This is a genomic window from Geothrix alkalitolerans (assembly GCF_022808885.1).
Taxonomy (GTDB): Bacteria; Acidobacteriota; Holophagae; order Holophagales; family Holophagaceae; genus Geothrix; species Geothrix alkalitolerans.
Window position 1 is genome coordinate 121,981 of the sequence record NZ_JAKZLE010000003.1, and the last position, 16,257, is coordinate 138,237.

Annotated in this window: 13 protein-coding genes and 1 other RNA gene; 12 read left to right on the forward strand and 2 right to left on the reverse strand. The window is 60.3% G+C overall.

Annotated elements, in window-relative coordinates:
• Positions 1 to 71 precede the first annotated feature (71 nt).
• Entirely contained in the window at positions 72 to 530 is a 459-nt protein-coding gene (locus MLJ35_RS08285) for a 23S rRNA (pseudouridine(1915)-N(3))-methyltransferase RlmH (RefSeq protein ID WP_243383932.1), read from the reverse strand.
• Positions 531 to 620: 90 nt separating this feature from the next.
• Between MLJ35_RS08285 and MLJ35_RS08290 the strand changes: the two genes are divergently transcribed.
• The 11 genes from MLJ35_RS08290 to MLJ35_RS08335 all read left to right on the forward strand — a co-directional run bounded on the left by MLJ35_RS08290 (position 621) and on the right by MLJ35_RS08335 (position 13,098).
• A complete protein-coding gene (locus MLJ35_RS08290) occupies positions 621 to 1,241 on the forward strand; it encodes a hypothetical protein (protein ID WP_243322609.1) in 621 nt (206 codons plus the stop codon).
• Positions 1,242 to 1,335: 94 nt separating this feature from the next.
• Positions 1,336 to 2,583 carry a Glu/Leu/Phe/Val family dehydrogenase gene (locus MLJ35_RS08295; RefSeq protein ID WP_243383933.1) on the forward strand — a complete coding sequence of 416 codons (1,248 nt, stop codon included), beginning with the start codon at positions 1,336 to 1,338 and terminating at the stop codon, positions 2,581 to 2,583.
• Positions 2,584 to 2,701: 118 nt separating this feature from the next.
• Positions 2,702 to 3,757, forward strand: a complete 1,056-nt coding sequence (locus tag MLJ35_RS08300; RefSeq protein ID WP_243383934.1) for a hypothetical protein — start codon at positions 2,702 to 2,704, stop codon at positions 3,755 to 3,757.
• Between the two features lie 209 nt (positions 3,758 to 3,966).
• Positions 3,967 to 4,446: a YcxB family protein gene (locus MLJ35_RS08305; RefSeq protein ID WP_243383935.1), complete on the forward strand. Its 480-nt coding sequence runs from the start codon at positions 3,967 to 3,969 to the stop codon at positions 4,444 to 4,446.
• On the forward strand, positions 4,443 to 5,021 hold the full coding sequence (locus MLJ35_RS08310; protein ID WP_243383936.1) for a DNA-3-methyladenine glycosylase: 579 nt from the start codon (positions 4,443 to 4,445) through the stop codon (positions 5,019 to 5,021). Before MLJ35_RS08305 ends, MLJ35_RS08310 begins: the two co-directional genes overlap by 4 nt.
• 33 nt (positions 5,022 to 5,054) lie before the next feature.
• Complete coding sequence (locus tag MLJ35_RS08315; protein WP_243383937.1) at positions 5,055 to 5,258, forward strand: tautomerase family protein; 204 nt, start codon at positions 5,055 to 5,057, stop codon at positions 5,256 to 5,258.
• Between the two features lie 253 nt (positions 5,259 to 5,511).
• Positions 5,512 to 5,902, forward strand: a transfer-messenger RNA (tmRNA) gene (gene ssrA, locus MLJ35_RS08320).
• Positions 5,903 to 6,308: 406 nt separating this feature from the next.
• Complete coding sequence (locus MLJ35_RS08325) at positions 6,309 to 9,059, forward strand: DDE-type integrase/transposase/recombinase (RefSeq protein WP_243383938.1); 2,751 nt, start codon at positions 6,309 to 6,311, stop codon at positions 9,057 to 9,059.
• Positions 9,040 to 10,122, forward strand: coding sequence for a TniB family NTP-binding protein (locus MLJ35_RS08330; RefSeq protein WP_243383939.1), 1,083 nt, complete (start codon positions 9,040 to 9,042; stop codon positions 10,120 to 10,122). Before MLJ35_RS08325 ends, MLJ35_RS08330 begins: the two co-directional genes overlap by 20 nt.
• Before the next feature lie 25 nt (positions 10,123 to 10,147).
• A complete protein-coding gene (locus tag MLJ35_RS16215) occupies positions 10,148 to 11,533 on the forward strand; it encodes a TniQ family protein (RefSeq protein WP_420843029.1) in 1,386 nt (461 codons plus the stop codon).
• A 611-nt stretch (positions 11,534 to 12,144) separates the two neighbouring features.
• Positions 12,145 to 13,098, forward strand: coding sequence for an SDH family Clp fold serine proteinase (locus MLJ35_RS08335; protein ID WP_243383940.1), 954 nt, complete (start codon positions 12,145 to 12,147; stop codon positions 13,096 to 13,098).
• A gap of 180 nt (positions 13,099 to 13,278) precedes the next feature.
• Here MLJ35_RS08335 and MLJ35_RS08340 read toward each other — a convergent pair whose 3' ends face one another.
• Positions 13,279 to 14,907, reverse strand: coding sequence for a hypothetical protein (locus MLJ35_RS08340; RefSeq protein ID WP_243383941.1), 1,629 nt, complete (start codon positions 14,905 to 14,907; stop codon positions 13,279 to 13,281).
• A 753-nt stretch (positions 14,908 to 15,660) separates the two neighbouring features.
• Here MLJ35_RS08340 and MLJ35_RS08345 point away from each other — a divergent pair.
• Positions 15,661 to 16,254 carry a multiubiquitin domain-containing protein gene (locus MLJ35_RS08345; protein ID WP_243383942.1) on the forward strand — a complete coding sequence of 198 codons (594 nt, stop codon included), beginning with the start codon at positions 15,661 to 15,663 and terminating at the stop codon, positions 16,252 to 16,254.
• Positions 16,255 to 16,257: the final 3 nt, after the last annotated feature.

The window sequence follows — 16,257 nt, forward strand, 5'->3', positions numbered from 1 at the left end:
GCTCGCCGGGACCGGGCGCGGGGTCCAAGGGGGACGCAGAGGTGGCACAGCCGCCGGGCGGTCCCCCTTGATTATTTGTGATACTCCTTGCCGCGAAGGATCGTGAAGGCCCGGTAGAGCTGCTCCAGGAGCATCACCCGGCTCAGCTCGTGGGGGAAGGTCAGGGGCGAGAGGCTGAGCTGTTCTTTCACCTCGGCCTTGAGGGCCGGGTCGAAGCCGTGGCTGCTGCCGAGGACGAAGGCCAGGCTCTCGCCCCGGTCCATGCGCTCGCCCAGCCACCTGGCCAGGGCCTCGCTGTCCCGGAGTTTTCCTTCCGGCGTGAGCAGGACCGGACAGGTCACCGCCTTCAGCTTCGGCCGCAGGCGCTCAGCCTCCTCCCGGAGCCCCCGGACCGGATCCCCCTTCCCCTCCGCCAGTTCCGTCACCTCCATCCGGGCGTAGGGCCGCAGCATGTCCAGGTAGTGCCGCTCCAGCCCCCGGCAGGGTTCCAGGCGCAGGCGGCCGAAGGCGATGAGACCGATGGGATACACGATCCCATTGTGATGAATTTCCCTTGGCAGCGCAGTGGGAAGACTGCATCCTCACAATCATCCAGACCACCCCGTTCCGGAGGCTTATCCATGCGACGTACCCTGATGCTACCCCTTGCCAGTCTGCTCCTCGTGCCCGCGTTCATCAGCTGTGGCGGTGACGAAATCCCCACCACGCCCCCGCCCGCCGCCACCGAACCCGCCGACATCCTCTATCACCTGCAGTACCTGGCGGTGCGGAAGGACTACAAGCACGTGACCCTGATCGCGCCCATCACGCCGGACGTGGTGTTCCCCTCCGCGCGGCAGATGCACATGGACGCCAAGGCCCTGGGCCTCACGCTCACCCCCGAGGAGCTGAAGGGCCTGGGCGTCGAGCACCTGGCCGACAAGCTCGATTCCCTGCCGGGCGGTCCCGACCCCGTCAACTTCCCGGACTACACCATCAAGGACGCACGGCTGGCCTACAACGCCGGCATCTACCGCCTGACCAAGGGCCTCACCGCCAAGTCCTGGGGCAAGATGCGGCACATGGGCATCGTGGACAACACGGCCGCCCGCCAGTTCGGCTCCCAGACCATCGTGAAGGACATGTCCCTGGGCTTTGACGGCAACAAGATCCTCTCCGTCAGCTGCCTCAAGAAGCCCGATGGCACCTACGGCGTCTCCTTCATGCGCTACCTGGTCTCCCTCCAGGGCCTGAAGCAGTAGCCCCTGCGCCGGTCCCTTTCGCGCGGCCCCGGTCCCCCGGGGCCGCGCTATGCTTGGGGCGGCCCGGCGTCGGCCGGGCGCGAGAGGGGCACCCATGGCCGGGCAGACCAACCTCTTCGAGAACGTGAACCGGCAGTTCGACGAGGCCGCGGACATCCTGGGCTTCTCGCACGAGCTCCGCGAGCTCCTCAAGACGCCCTACCGGGAGATCACCGTGGCCATGCCCATCCGCATGGAGGACGGGACGCTGCGCGTGTTCAAGGGCTACCGCGTGCAGCACAACGGCGTGCGCGGCCCCCAGAAGGGCGGCATCCGCTTCCACCCGGACCTGGCCCTGGACGACGTGCGGGCCCTGGCCAGCCTCAACACCTGGAAGACCGCCGTGGTGAACATCCCCTTCGGCGGCGCCAAGGGGGGCATCCAGTGCGACCCCTCGAAGATGTCCCCGCACGAGCTGGAGATGCTCACGCGCCGCTACATCTCCAAGATCTCCATGGTGCTGGGCCCCACCCGGGACATCATCTCCCCCGACCTGAACACCAACGCCCAGATCATGGCCTGGGTCATGGACGAGTACGGCCGGAAGAACGGCCACCAGCCCGCCTGTGTCACCGGCAAGCCCCTGGAGCTGGGCGGCAGCCAGGGCCGCGAGGCCGCCACCGGCCGCGGCGTGGCCCTCTGCGCACGGGAAGCCTGGACGCGCGTGCTGGGCCGCGACCTGAGGGGCGCCCGGGTGACCCTCCAGGGCTTCGGCAACGTGGGGGGCCACAGCGCACGCTTCCTGCACGAGATGGGCGCCCGCGTGGTGGCCGTGGCCGATCTCGGCGGCGCGGTCCGGCGCCAGGAGGGCCTGGACGTGCCGGCCCTCCTGGCCCACGCACGGCAGAACCGGGGCACCGTGGCAGGCTTCCCGGGCGGCGAACCCTTCGATCCCGCCGAGATCTGGGCCCAGGAGGGCGACATCCTCGTCCCCGCGGCCCTCGGCGGGGTGCTCACCGAAACCACAGCCCCGACCGTGAAGGCCAGCCTCGTCGTCGAGGGCGCGAACGCCCCCACCACCCCGGAGGCCGACCGGATCTTCCGCGAGCGGGGCATCCTGCTGATGCCCGACATCCTGGCCAATGCCGGCGGGGCCACGGTGTCCTACTTCGAGTGGGTCCAGAACCTCCAGCACCTCTTCTGGGAGGAGGCCGAGATCTTCGAGAAGGAAGAAAAGGTCCTCCTCCAGGCCTTCCGCGACGTCGAGGAGCAGGTGCGCCGACACCACTGCACCTGGCGCACCGGGGCCCTGGTCCTGGCCCTGGACCGCGTGCGGAAGGCCAACGAATTGAGGGGATGGTAGGGATTCCCCGTCACAAGGGATCCGCATCCGGCGTTTGCGGGTGGCTTTTCCTTCGGCCGCCTGGGAAAATCCTCAGTTGGGCCGGGGGGCGTCCCGAACATCCGGCCAGGGAGGACCCATGTCCAAGAAGAACATCGTGCACGTGGTCGGCACGGGCACCATCGGCGAGCCGCTGATCGGCCTGCTGACCGAGTACAAGAAGGAGCTGGGCATCGATGACGTGACGTTCCACAAGAACAGCGTCAGCGACCGGCCCAAGGTGAAGGCCCTGCTCCGCCGCGGCGCGAAGCTGGTGGTGGACCCCGACAAGGCGGAGGGCTTCAAGGCCTGGGGCATCGAGCCCGCCATGTTCCACGACCAGGCCCTGAACGAGGCCACGGTCGTCATCGACTGCAGCCCCAAGGGCCTGGACATGAAGGAGAAGTTCTACACGCACTACGAGCACAACACCAAGGGCTTCATCGCCCAGGGCAGCGAGTTCGGCTTCGGCACCATGTACGCCCGCGGCATCAACGACGAGGTGCTCAAGCAGAGCGGCCAGTACGTGCAGGTCGTGAGCTGCAACACCCACAACCTCTCCTGCATCATCGACACCCTGGCCCTGGCCGAGGGCGATGACAACCTGCTGGAAGGCAGCTTCGTCTGCATGCGCCGCGCCAACGACATCAGCCAGGTGAAGGACTTCTGCCCCGCGCCCCAGGTGGGCACCCACAAGGACGGCAAGTTCGGCACGCACCACGCCCGCGACGCCTACCACCTGTTCCAGACCAAGGGCCTCGAGCTGAACCTCTTCAGCAGCGCCATCAAGCTCTCCACCCAGTACATGCACAGCCTCTGGTTCGACCTGCGCCTCAAGCGCCCCACCACGCTGGAGAGCCTCAAGGCCCGCATCAAGGCCAACGACCGCATCGCCATCACCGAGAAGAAGGACGCCAACACCGTGTTCTCCTTCGGCCGCGACCAGGGCCACTACGGCCGCATCCTCAACCAGACCGTGATCCCCCTCAGCACCCTCACCATGCCCAGCGAGACCCGCGTGGTGGGCTTCTGCTTCACGCCCCAGGACGGCAACAGCCTGCTGTCCAGCGTGGCCGCCGCCCTGCACTTCATCCACCCGGACGACTTCGAGGAGCGCATCCAGGTGCTGAAGCCGTACTTCTTCGATGAAGTCTGATTCGATGCGGGTCGCGCAGTGAAGCCCGGGGGGCTTCACGAAGCGGGGCCCCGCACGGATCAGAATCATGCCGGCGTGGGTCGCCACGCCCGCAGCCTCGAATCACTTCGCGGTTCGACTAAGGGAGAAAGGGCCCGCTTGCGGGCCCTTTCTCGTGGAATCCTTTTTCTGCTCGGGCCGCGCAGCGCCCCGAGCCTTCCGGGGCGCCCATGCAGATCACGGCCACCTACACCCTGACGCCCGATGAGGCCCTGCGGGGCACCCGCGCCTTCAAGCGCCTCTGGTACGCCCTGTCGGTCCTGTGCGGCGCCCTGCTGCTGATGGGGGGCCTCGGCCGGATCGGGCTCGCGCCCGGACAGCCGGGCCCAGGCCTCTTCCTGGCCTTCAACGGCCTGCTCCTGATCGCCCTTCCGGAGGCGGTGCTCCGCTGGGGACGCCGGCGCCGCGGCAGCCAGCCCTACCCGCCCATGGAGGTGCGCCTGGACGACGAAGGCCTCTCCCTGAGCACGGCGGCCACCGAGGGCGGCCTGCCCTGGGGCGCCTTCACCCGGGTCGTCCGCCGCAGCGGATTCTGGATCTTCCGGGTTGGCCCCTCCCAGGCCGTGCTTGTGCCCGAGCGGGCCCTGGAGGCCCCAGCCGCCGCAGACCTGGAGGCCTTCCTCAGGGGCCGCGGCCTGATGGGGCGATGAACCTCGCCGGCCCTGTCCAGGACGCGGCGCCCGGCCTCCTGGGCGCGCACCTCGCCCGTGAAGGCGTCGTCCTGCGCATCACGGAAGTGGAGGCCTATGGCGGGCCCGGGGACAGCGCCAGCCACGCCCGCCACGGGCGCACGCCCCGCAACGCGCCCATGTGGGGGCCACCGGGTCGGGCCTACCTCTACTTCTGCTACGGCATGCACTGGATGCTGAACGTGGTGACGGGCCCCGAAGGCGAGGCTTCCGCCGTGCTCATCCGCGGGGCGGAGGTGGTCTCCGGGCTCGGGACCGTGCTGGCGCGGCGTCGGACGGCCAAGGCCTCGCCCCAGCTCTGCGCGGGGCCCGGCAAGGTGGCCCAGGCCCTGGGCCTCGACCGCGCCTTCGACGGCCACGACCTCCTGGCCCCGGGCGGCCTGGAGCTGCGGCCCGGCCCGGCCCCTGCGGCCATCCTCGCGGGCCCGCGCCTGGGCATCGCCTTCGCCACCCCCGAGGACCGGGCCCGGCCCTGGCGCTTCGCCGACGGGGACAGCCGGGCCGTGCTGCAGCGGGCCGCCCTCCTCCCCCGCTGAGGCGCCTATCTTGGAGACGTCCAGGAGGCCGCCATGCCCTACGTGAACATCCGCATCACCCGCGAAGGCGCCACCGCCGACCAGAAGGCCCGGCTCATCCAGGGCGCCACCCAGCTCCTCGTGGACGTGCTGGGCAAGAATCCCCAGACCACCGTCGTCGTCATCGACGAGGTGGAAACGGACAACTGGGGCGTCGGCGGCGAGACCGTCACCGCCCGGCGGAAGCAGGGACACTGAAGCGGAGCCTTGTGCAGGCGCTCTCCCGCCCCCATACTCAGGATCCGCCCGATTCGCACCCTTGAGGGGGAACGAGACGACGGCACAGCCCTTCCTCGGGAGGTGATCACCACACACGGGGGTGACCGGTTTCGACAGGTCCCGACCATGTGGGTCGCGCAGCAAAGCCCGGTGGGCTTCGCGAAGCGGGGCCCCACAGGGAGGGAATCATGCTGGGAGCAGTCGCATCCGAGTTGAAGCAATCAGAACACACGGGGGTGACCGGTTTCGACAGGTCGTGATCCGGGTGCCTGGTGCAGGCGGGGGTTGGACGGCTGGCCCCCTCATCAAGCCGCCCAAAACAAACTGCCAACGATAACTTCGAACTGGCTCTCGCTGCCTAGGGCAACCTAGGTTCCGAGCGAGTCCCCGGGATCTCTGGGTACCGGGCTCGTTAAACCTCTGAAAGGGTGGCTTCGGCCTGCCGGACAGCGGCACCAGATGGGCCGCCGCGACGCCCCCTGACGGCGGCCGAGACCAGGGGGCACACGTCCCGAGCGGCTCGTCCGTTCCCCGCCGGGAGGTTCCAAGAGCGGACCAAGCCTGTGGAAGAGCCGCCATCCGGCATGTCTTGGACGTGGGTTCGAGTCCCACCACCTCCACCACAAAATGAGGCCCCATTCGGGGCCTCATTGTGTTTTGAACCATAACTTGGCCGAACGGACAGGTAATGGTTCAAAACACGAGTGGCCATTTTATGGTTCATAAACCCGGCTTCGCCGCCATTGGGGCATCCGGCGCTGAAGCTTCCAGAACTCGAACGATCCAGGTGACCCTCCGAAGGCCAGGAGGTCCATTCCTATCAGGCGCGAATGGTAGGCCGACTCCTTTGGGCAGATCCCGGCACTTTGGAGGGAGAGGAGATTCCTTCTCCCGACAGAGAGGATGTTGGTAAAATTCAGCTCACATCAATCCAATTCGTGATTTGTGAGGGATCTGCAGCGATGGACGGTCGGTTACAGCTTTACCGGGTTCTCGACCTTCAAGCATTGCTGTGTAGGGGGTTACATCATGCTTAGCCTCCTTGAACTTCGACATCTTTTCGAAACTCTTGGGACGCCTCCAGCCGGCAGAGCTCTCATTGAAGAAGCTCGCCGGAACGCACCGGTACGAAAGGTCCGCTCCAATAGCAACAACGTCATCACCCGCTTCGCGAGTCGAAAGATGGGCTGCTTCATCGACACCGAGAGTCGGACGGTGGAGTACCCGGCCGTAGTCATGTACGAGCATGACGACAAGGTCCTGGAGTACTACGCCCAGCCCGTGAAGCTCGATTTGAAGTGGCAAGCGCCTAGTGCCAAGAAGCCTTTCAGGGTCCAGCACACCCCAGACATGCTCGTGATCCGGAAGGATGGCTTTTGGATCGAGGAATGGAAGGAGGAGAGGAAGCTTCAAGAACTGCAGAAGAAGAGCCCGGAGCGGATCTTCAAGGAAAGCGGGGAATGGCGGTACCCGGCAGTTGAAGAGAAATTCCGAGATCTGGGCATCAGCTATCGCATTCGCACAGCGGATGAGCATCCCCGAACCTACATCCAGAATTTGACGTTCCTATCTGACTACCTCGACACGAGGTGGCCTAGCGTAGACGACAAAAAGCTGGCGGCGATCCTCGCTCAATTTCAGGACCAAGCCGCCATCCCGCTACTTCACCTTATCGAGAGGGGGAAAGCAGCAAGTTCAAACCTCGGCGAAGAGATCCTCTATACGTCGGATGAGATTTATAAAGCCATCGCAGATGGGGCCCTGAGCTTCGATCTGATGGGAGATCTCTTGTCCGATACGCACCGTGCCATGGTTTATCGAGACCCGAAGGCCCTGGAGCTGGGCCTCACGATCATCGATGTAGAGGTGATTGATGAACATCCAGCTGACCGAAGGGACGTCTCAATTGATTCCGGCTGCCAGGTGGACTACGACGGAGTGACCTACACCGTCGTCAGGGTAGGCGCTAAAACCGCCACCTTGCAGAGTCAGGACACAACCTTTGACCATGACGTATCCGCACTGGTGGACAAGCACCAGCGCGGGATCCTGACGGTCCATTCAGTCAACGCTGTCCCTTACAAGACGCTGGCTTCATTCGAACAGCTCACTCCAGCTCGAGTGGAGGAGATTTTGAAGAGACAGGCGATCCTCGATCAGGCTGACCAGGGCATTGTTCCGGTTGGCGTGTCGGAACGCACCCTCCGTCGTTACCGGGCCATGGTCCGAAAAGCAGGCGAGCACCCGGTGGATCAACGGATCGCGCTCGCATCGCGGGTCGGAGAGCGTGGATATCGTGACCGGAGACTCTCTGACCGAATGATTGAACTCGTGGCCGAGGTGGCACGCGATCACTACAACAACGCCAGGAATATGAATAAGACCACGGCGTATAAGTTCTTCGTGCTGGCGTGTGAACGCGAAAACCAGACTCCGTGCTCTATGAACACGTTCAACAAGGAGCTTGAACGGCTTAAGTCCGATAAGGCCCGAATGGGCAAGCGCCTGGCGTATCAGAACGAGCCCATCGTATGGTACTTGCAGCTCACGGAGCCCGTGCACGGCGTGCGTCCGTTCCAATATGTCCATCTTGACCACACTCAATTGGACCTACAGCTGGTGGGATCCGAGTCGCGAAAGAACCTCGGGAAGCCCTGGCTCTCGCTCGCCATTGACGCCGAGTCGCGGGCAATCCTCGGCTTCTACGTCACCTTCGAGGCGCCTTCGTACCGCTCCTGCATGATGGTCATCCGCGACATCGTGAGGCGCCATGGACAGATGCCAGCGATGCTCGTGTTGGACAATGGGAAGGAGTTCCATTCGAGGGCCCTTACCAGGTTGTGTGAGCTGTACGGATGCAGCATCAGGTACCGGCCTGGTGGGAAGCCCAGGTACGGATCCGTCATGGAGCGGATCTTTGGGACGACCAACACGCAGTTCATTCACTCGCTCGAGGGCAATACCCAGCTGATGAAGAACCCGCGTTCGCTAACGAAGGCGGTGCTCCCAGAAAACTTTGCGGCCTGGAACCTCTCCCAGATCCATGGTGCGTTTGAAAAGTTCTTCTTCTCGCTTTACGGCACCACGGAACATCCGGCCCACGGCATGACGCCTGAGGAGTACCTCAGGCGGAGGTTGGAAGAGACAGGAGAACGGCAACATCGCCTGGTTCGGTTCGACGATTTGTTCCGGATCGAAACCTGCCCGCCGCCTTATGACCGCCCCACCCGAGTTGTCGATCACCAACGAGGGATCAAGATCCGGAGCCTCTATTTCTGGAATGACATATTCCGGAGGCCTGACCTGAAGAACAAAGAGGTGGCGGTACGCATGGATCCATGGGACCCAGGTACCGCCTACGTCCTTGCCAAGGGGCAATGGGTGATCTGCGTGTCCAAGATCCAACCCATGCTCAGCAAATACACGGAGGTCGAGCGCCGCTACCTCTTCGAGGAGATTGCCAAGCGATCCGGCAGCCGGGTTGGCTCTTTGACCCCTCACCGTCTGAGCGAGTGGGTCAGCATCCTTGACCCGAAGAATTTCAACCCTGAACTCTCAGACCGGCAGGAGGAAAGCAAGGCCTTATACGGCGCATTGGGAATGACCAAAGCCGTACCAACGCTCCCGCCGCCCAAGCCAGAACCTGAGCCGGTCGCGGTTGTGCCCTTTAAGGCATTAAAACCTAGGCCGGTCGCTACAACCAAAGCCAGCGAGAACGTCACAAAACGTAGGCCTGCTGCCCCACCTGAGGAAGAGTTCGATGACTACTCACTTCTCTAACCAGGACATCGAGTCTCTCAACAAGGAGCAGGTTCTCCGCTTGTCTGAGGAAGATCGGCTAGCCTATTTCCATGCCGTGCGACTGAATCACCAAAAAGTCAGCCATGCGATTTCGGACCTCAAGCTGATGGCCAGGCCTGGGGCTGGCTCAGACATCACGCTCCTGGTCGGTCCAACTGGCGTGGGGAAGTCCACGGTTGTTAACGTGCTCCGTGAGCATGTCCTCAAGGAGAACCAGGCACGTATGAAGGAGGATCGTGCGTTGATCCCCATCGCCGTGGCAGAGGCGCCGGCATCGGGTGAGCGAGCCTTTTCCTGGAGGATCTTTTACCAACGCCTTGGCGAATCACTCCAAGAGCCTCTCATGAGCAAAAAGCAGGAGACAGTGACCAAAGACGGCCGAGTCACCGTGCGCCCGGCTTCAAACTCGGCGACGGTCGCAGCGCTCCGCACCTCCATCGAGAAGGCCTTGGTTTATAGGAAGACCTCGATCGTGGTGGTGGATGAGGCGGTTCATCTTCTGCGCAATATCCAGGGGAGCACGCTTGAAAACCACATGGATGCCATCAAGTCGCTGGCCAACATTTGCGGCGTGAACATGATTCTGGTGGGGTCTTACGACCTGGTCGGGTTGGTGAACCTGAGTGCACAAGTGGCGCGCCGGACCACGATTGTGCATTTTCCCCGTTACTTCGGCGATGAGGACCGGGATGTTCATGCCTTCCGGAAAGTTCTCGCGAAGCTCTCGGGCTATCTCCCTCTCGAAGGCGAAGTGGACCTATCTCAGTATGCCGATGACCTCATGCAAGCATGCGTCGGATGCGTCGGAATCCTCAAGGACACACTCTCCCGAGCTCTGGCACTTGCCCTGAGAGACGGAGGGAAGCTGACGGAATCTCACCTAGAGAAAGCGATCTTGTCGCCCATGCAACTGAAGGCGATTCTGCAAGAAACCTTGGAAGGCGAGAAGCTGATGCGGACACGTGCCTTTGGGAGCGGATCGTTCAAAGCATCCGCGGAACAGTCTAGGGACATCGAGCTATTGGTGGCTGGCGAGCCATGAATTGGCCCGTTCGGGAGTTTGCACTATGGAGGTTGTAAAGGTAGGGCCAATTCAGACAGTTCCTGATCGGAGCGTCCTGGTTCCTCTGGAACCTATCGGACTTGGGACCATGCACGTCGAGAGCCTATCCAGCTACTTCCAGCGCCTGGCCGACCATCACGACGTGTCCCCCAAGGTAATCGCCAGAGAGTTCGTACTACCAAGGCTGGGCTTCAACAATCGTGTCGGCGAGGTTCAAACAGACAGGTACTGGAGGTCGTCATTCTTTAGCGGGATGGGCGAGGTACCGGAGCAATGGTGCAGGATCCTGAGCGATCTCACGGGTGTGACCAGCTTACGACGATTGAGCCTCCTCCCCTTGCACGGCCTCATTGGTATGCATGGGAGTGCCAGTGAGGTGCGGCGCTGGTGTCCCCACTGCATTGTTGAGTCCGAGGCTAGGGATCAGCCCTACGGGCAGCTCCTCTGGGAGATCGGGTGCGTGAAGGCCTGCCCGAAGCATGAGGTTCTCTTGGTTTCGGGCCATGGCTGCGGACCAGGGGAGGCCATCCCCCCCCTGAGGATTAAGCCACTCCCCCATCTATGCTGGTCATGTGGACTTCGTTTGTCTCTCGCGGTCGACGATTGCATAGCCGCCGCGACTGACTCTGAAGTGAGGTTTGCCAGGGCCGTTGGGGAGGTTTTGGCGGGTCCGCTCTTCCAGGACGGGCCGCACGAGGTAGGCCGAACCATTGCGGACTTTCTCACGGATGCGATTCAGTCCGTCGATGGCGGGTATGGAAATCGGGCTGTGCGAAGGACCGGAGCGAGTAAAGCCGACATCAGCGGTTGGAAGAACGGGCGACACCTTCCAAGCCTTCCGCAAGCATTCATGTTGGCGAATACCTACGGCGCCCAACTCTCCGATGCCCTGGTTGGAAGGGGAGGGATCAGGGCGTACGGAGCCCTCGAAGGTGGCGCGCCTCGACGCGTCAGCTACACTCCATATCGGGACAGGTCGCTCAGCTGGGACACCGAAGCAAAACGTCACGAGATTCTGAGTTCTGCAGTACCGCCGTCAGCAGCTCAGGCAGCCGGAATGCTTGGGACATCAGCCAGGGAACTCCGAAGGCTCCACCCGGACTATTGCCACCAAGTCGCTGAGCGCCATGCTCAGTGGGTTAAGCGTGAAACTGACCGGCAAAGAAAAGAGCGGCTCCTGGTAGTGGAAGAGCTTGTGAGCCAGATGGTCTGCGAGGGTGCCATCCCTACCATCGCAAGACTGGAAGACCGCCTCGTCGGAATACCGAGGTCGTTTCTCTTCAAAGAGCGGGCGGCTTGCAAGAAGATTTGTGAAACGGCCAAAGCCAGTCTCGGGATGACGCGTACAACGGAGAGAGATCTAGTTGACGCGGATATGAACACGACTTGATGTCGCAGATTGCGATATCAAGTCCGGGAACCCTGATCTACATGCGGATGGAAGGTGATCCCCAGGAAACCAATCAGTGCAGCTGACCCGTCACAAAGTCGACCTAGCCTCTGGTGAATCGTCCCGATTCTCCACGCATTGGCCACCTTGAGGGTTTCACCCAGCTTGTTCTCTTCTCTGACTGAGCCCGGCAGGCTCCCCGACTCCCACTTCTACCAGACGTCTAACGTCATAATTATTTGATATTTAACAATCCGTCTCTGAGACAGGCGCACAAAAATGAAACGCATGGGCATAACGGAGTGCTCAAGCCATCAGCGGGTGACCCATATTCTGGGGCTTCACATCGCAAAGATGTGATACTTTCCTCCCATTAAGCATCTAAATTGAACCGGGGGAGGAACGATGGCCGCGAGGAAAGCCGGTAGTTCATTTGATGTTGAGCAGGTGAAAGCAATCTTCGATGAATTGTCGAAGGTGCCTTTCTACATGCCGCCATACAAGGTCCCCACCCCTCCCTCTACACCCCTTATGCAGGACCCGAAGACAGGTCATGTGATCTCTCGCTTCAGGTACTCGGATGCCACCTCCTGCATACCAGAGGAAGGGTGATGGGGAACTGGCACGATCTGAATACCAAGATTCAGAAATTAATGCAGCAAGGGCATTATCAAAAGCAGTCCGCATTCGATCAGGTTCGCCGAGACGCTTTGGAAGCCCTTCATAAGAAGACAGGACGCAATGTCATCGTTTACTACTCTGGATGGCTCCAGAAAATGGACCTCCAACGCAGCCATGGTCGTGAATTCTCAATCCATGACGGAGACAAGAACGGGTTCATGGCGGTTATCCACAAACTCGACAGATCAGTTGGACTGGATCTCTTATTACACACGCCGGGAGGAGACCTCGCCGCCACCGAGTCCCTCGTGGATTATCTTCATGCCAAGTTCGATGATATTCGGGTAATAGTCCCCCAAATTGCAATGTCAGCCGGGACCATGATCGCCTGTTCCGCAGACCGAATCATGATGGGTGATCAATCGAATCTAGGCCCAATTGATCCGCAGATCGGAGGCACTCCAGCACACGGGATCATCGAAGAATTTGAACAAGCCGCAAAGGAGATTAAGCAGGACCCCAGCCGGATTCCATTGTGGCAGCCGATCATCGCTCAGTATTCACCTAGCCTCATCGGAGAGTGTAAGAAAGCCACCCACATGAGTCAGGAGATGGTGAAGGAATGGCTAAGGAATCGCATGTTTGGCGATTTGGCAACCACCACCGCTGCCCGGAAAGCTAGAAAGGTCGTAAAGGAACTTGGTGATCACGCAACCACAAAGAGTCACGCAAGACACATCAGCAAGGCCAAGGCGGAATCCATCGGCCTTGTCATCGAGTCCATGGAAAAGGATGATGCGCTTCAGGACGCGGTTCTAACCGTGCACCATGCATGTGTTCACACTCTCACATCGACGCCGGCACTGAAGATAATTGAAAACCACAAGGGCGCAGCATTTGTCGAATTGGTTTTAGCACAGCAGGGATCACAAACAAGAGGTTGATAATTACTCGCTCGGCATTTCATTGATGGAAGCCTAGCGTCACTTTCCCCTGGGCACTTTTTTGTTTGCGTTGCGAAATCCATCGCCTCCTAAAGCGATCACGCATCGCCTGAAGTTGTGCTCATGGCCTCAATTGGATTCATCCCGTTCGACAGTGAGTCTCATGGTTCAGCGGGATGATTATTTCCGCAGGCTCTCAATGATCGCTCGGGATATATCAGAGAGCGAGATGCCGGCGGGGATATGCTCTACGTGAGCAGAATCCAGAATGACGGTTGTGGAGAACTCCGGGCTATCCCCAGCCCCGCTAAGTGCCAATTTGCTTTCGTGTCCAATTTTTCGTAAGAATCTTTGTCGATCTGCAGTGACTCGCGCAGCAGTCATGTTGCTCCCCTGATCGAGAATGGGGAAGTCGGGCGCGTGCCTCTTGATTAGTCTGACCAGTGATTCCCCAACTGATAGATCGTCCGTCCCCTGAACAAGCCTGTCGATGGTCGCATCATCGATGGCTTGCATGATCCTGTCGAGAATTTCTAGAGTATGGTGCTTCGTTCGTGCCTCATTAAGACAGCTTCTCTGAATTACCTCTCGGAGAGCGCCCCGCTGTCGGCATCTTTCGTCCTCCGGCGGGTGATAGACGACAGCTTTTGGTAGTCCCTCAATTGAGGCACGCAGTTGCCTATAGAGTTTGACTTCCTCGTAAACACCACCTGATACATCGCCCTCTTTCTTTGAAAATGGGCGAAAGACAGCAACACCCCCGGTACTTTGTGTAACGAGTTGTCGGTCTCTCCAATTGATTTGGTCCTCGATGCGATCCTGTAGCAGGTGCACTAATACCTGCGTCTTGAAGACCTGTTCATCAAGAATAACTGCGGCATTATCTGGATTGGATCGATCAAGCAGTTCGGGCTCTGCGATACGGATCTCCCGGTTCCCGGACGAGTCTTGGAATGGGGGCCACCTTGGAGTCACAGCGCTTCCATTAGCCGTCGGGTCTTTCGCGAACCGAAATTCGTCAATGGCTGTCGGTTCAATTAGGGCAATTGCGTCAACTTCGCGCAATTCCGCAGACAAAGATTGGACCGACTGAACAACTGGATCATCTGCCCTCATTCCGGCCTTTCGCGGTGCAGAAATCGGATGAGAAATGTATACAGGTCTGCAATCCGGGTTCGTGAGGAGGCGCTCAAAAGTCCGGAATGGGTGTTTCACGGCGAGATGAACGAAGGGCTTGCCTCCAACAGTTGTTGCAATGTCTTGAGAGGCGCGGTACTCAAACTCACGCCAGGTGGCAACAGTGAAAAGTTGTCGGATTCCTACGTGTGAGCCGCGCAACCCTGGTTCGAATTGGAAAAGTCGATCATCGCCACGTAAGCTCGCCACGATGTCATATATGTCATCGAGTAGGTTAACAACCCGATCTACTTCGAATTCAGCGACTACCCCAGCAAGAGCTGGATGATTGACAGGTGAGATGAAGGAGGAAGAACTAACCAATCGCCAGCAAGCATGCAGGCTTAGAACGATGTGCCGCTTGCCATTCGTGCGATGGGTATGAACTTCAGTCATTGCCGATTGCAGTGCCTTGGGCCACAGCTTGCGAAGAGTTGGTTCGGGAAGTTGAAGCAAATCCAGGAGGGTCACACGATCGATAGCCCCCCCGACATAGGCCTCTACCTCCTCCTGCCCAATCAACGTCAGATGATGTTCCACCTTTACGAATGCCCGATCGTCATGTCCACGAATAAAAGTATCCAGGGCAGACGAAACACCACAGCCAGGCATGCCGGTGACGATTGTGAACATGGTGGTGGGCCGAAATTAGGTCAGAGCTTCTATGGAGTAGTGCATGGCTATCGCCGCACTGATGTTTCCGAACCCAACAAAGTGCTCCACACGATCCGCAGAGCGGAGAACCAAAGATGGGCGGTATTCGGACTCACCAGGTCCTTGGCTCACCTCGGCCGCAATCTCAAGCCGAGAGATCAAATTCTGCACGAGACTTGAATCCTCTGATTCGTCTAGAAGGACCTTGACTTCAGGAAGCTCCCTGTCCGTGAGCCGATACCTTGCCGCCATGTGCCCCCCCTAACGAATGGAACTGTAAACCCAAGATGCTATCAGCCTTTCTATCGGCACATGGAGGATTCACAAGCACATAAAAAATCGATCTCCCGCGGAAAAAAGACGGTCGGGCATGTCCAAAACGGATGCAGAAGTCAGCCTTGCGGCTTACTGAAGGAAAATAGAGACCTAGCTTGGCAAGTCAATGGCGTGGGGACCACGTGCCACAGACGGGTGCCAGGACCCTAGTTGGCCAGACCTCTTGAGGGCTACCGCCCACCTCCACGATGCGAGAGGTCAGACATGTGGGCCCAACTACCCCCCCCTTGGCCGTCCGCACAGCCCATTAGCTGGAACTCCCCCTTTGTTCTCATCCAGCCTCCTACAAGCTAACAACGCGGTAACAGACTCCTCATTGGTTCGTTCCTACCTTGAGGGTGCGGCGAGTGGGGAATCGCCCCCACACCCAAAGCCCCCTCAGATAGGAGAGACCCAATGCACCAGGTGCACTCGATCCACGTGTTCATCAACAAGAAGAAATTCGAGCTCGACGACCCAGTGCAGCTCGGCGCGTCACTGAAGCAGCTCGCCAATATCCCCGATGGCGATGTCCTCTTCCTGCAGCGAGAGGGAGGGGATGACGTCATTGGGAATGATGTCAGGGTGACCCTCAAGAACGGAGATCACCTTCATAGTCAGCCTGCCGCGGACTACGGGCTTCAGCACTCAAAGGTCGTTGAGGAGCATCTCGCCGCCCACGAGTTCTCGCTTCACGAAGGCCCGGAGGGGTGGTCATTTCTCGTGATCGCTGACTACTCCCTCCCTTCAGGTTTCCGACCGGACAAAGTACAGCTCCTTGTGAAGCTGCCGCCCACATACCCAGATGCGGCTCCCGACATGTTCTGGGTTCACCCAGAAGTGCAGACGCCGAACGGGACTGTCCCGCGTAGTACTTCCTCCGAACGGATTCTTGAAAAGGACTGGCAGCGGTTCTCCTGGCACCTTGCGAATGGAGCGTGGAAACCAGGCGTCAGCGATCTTGGTGACTACTTGCGCTGTGTTCGGGCACGCTTCCTTCGGCTGGATTGAGGT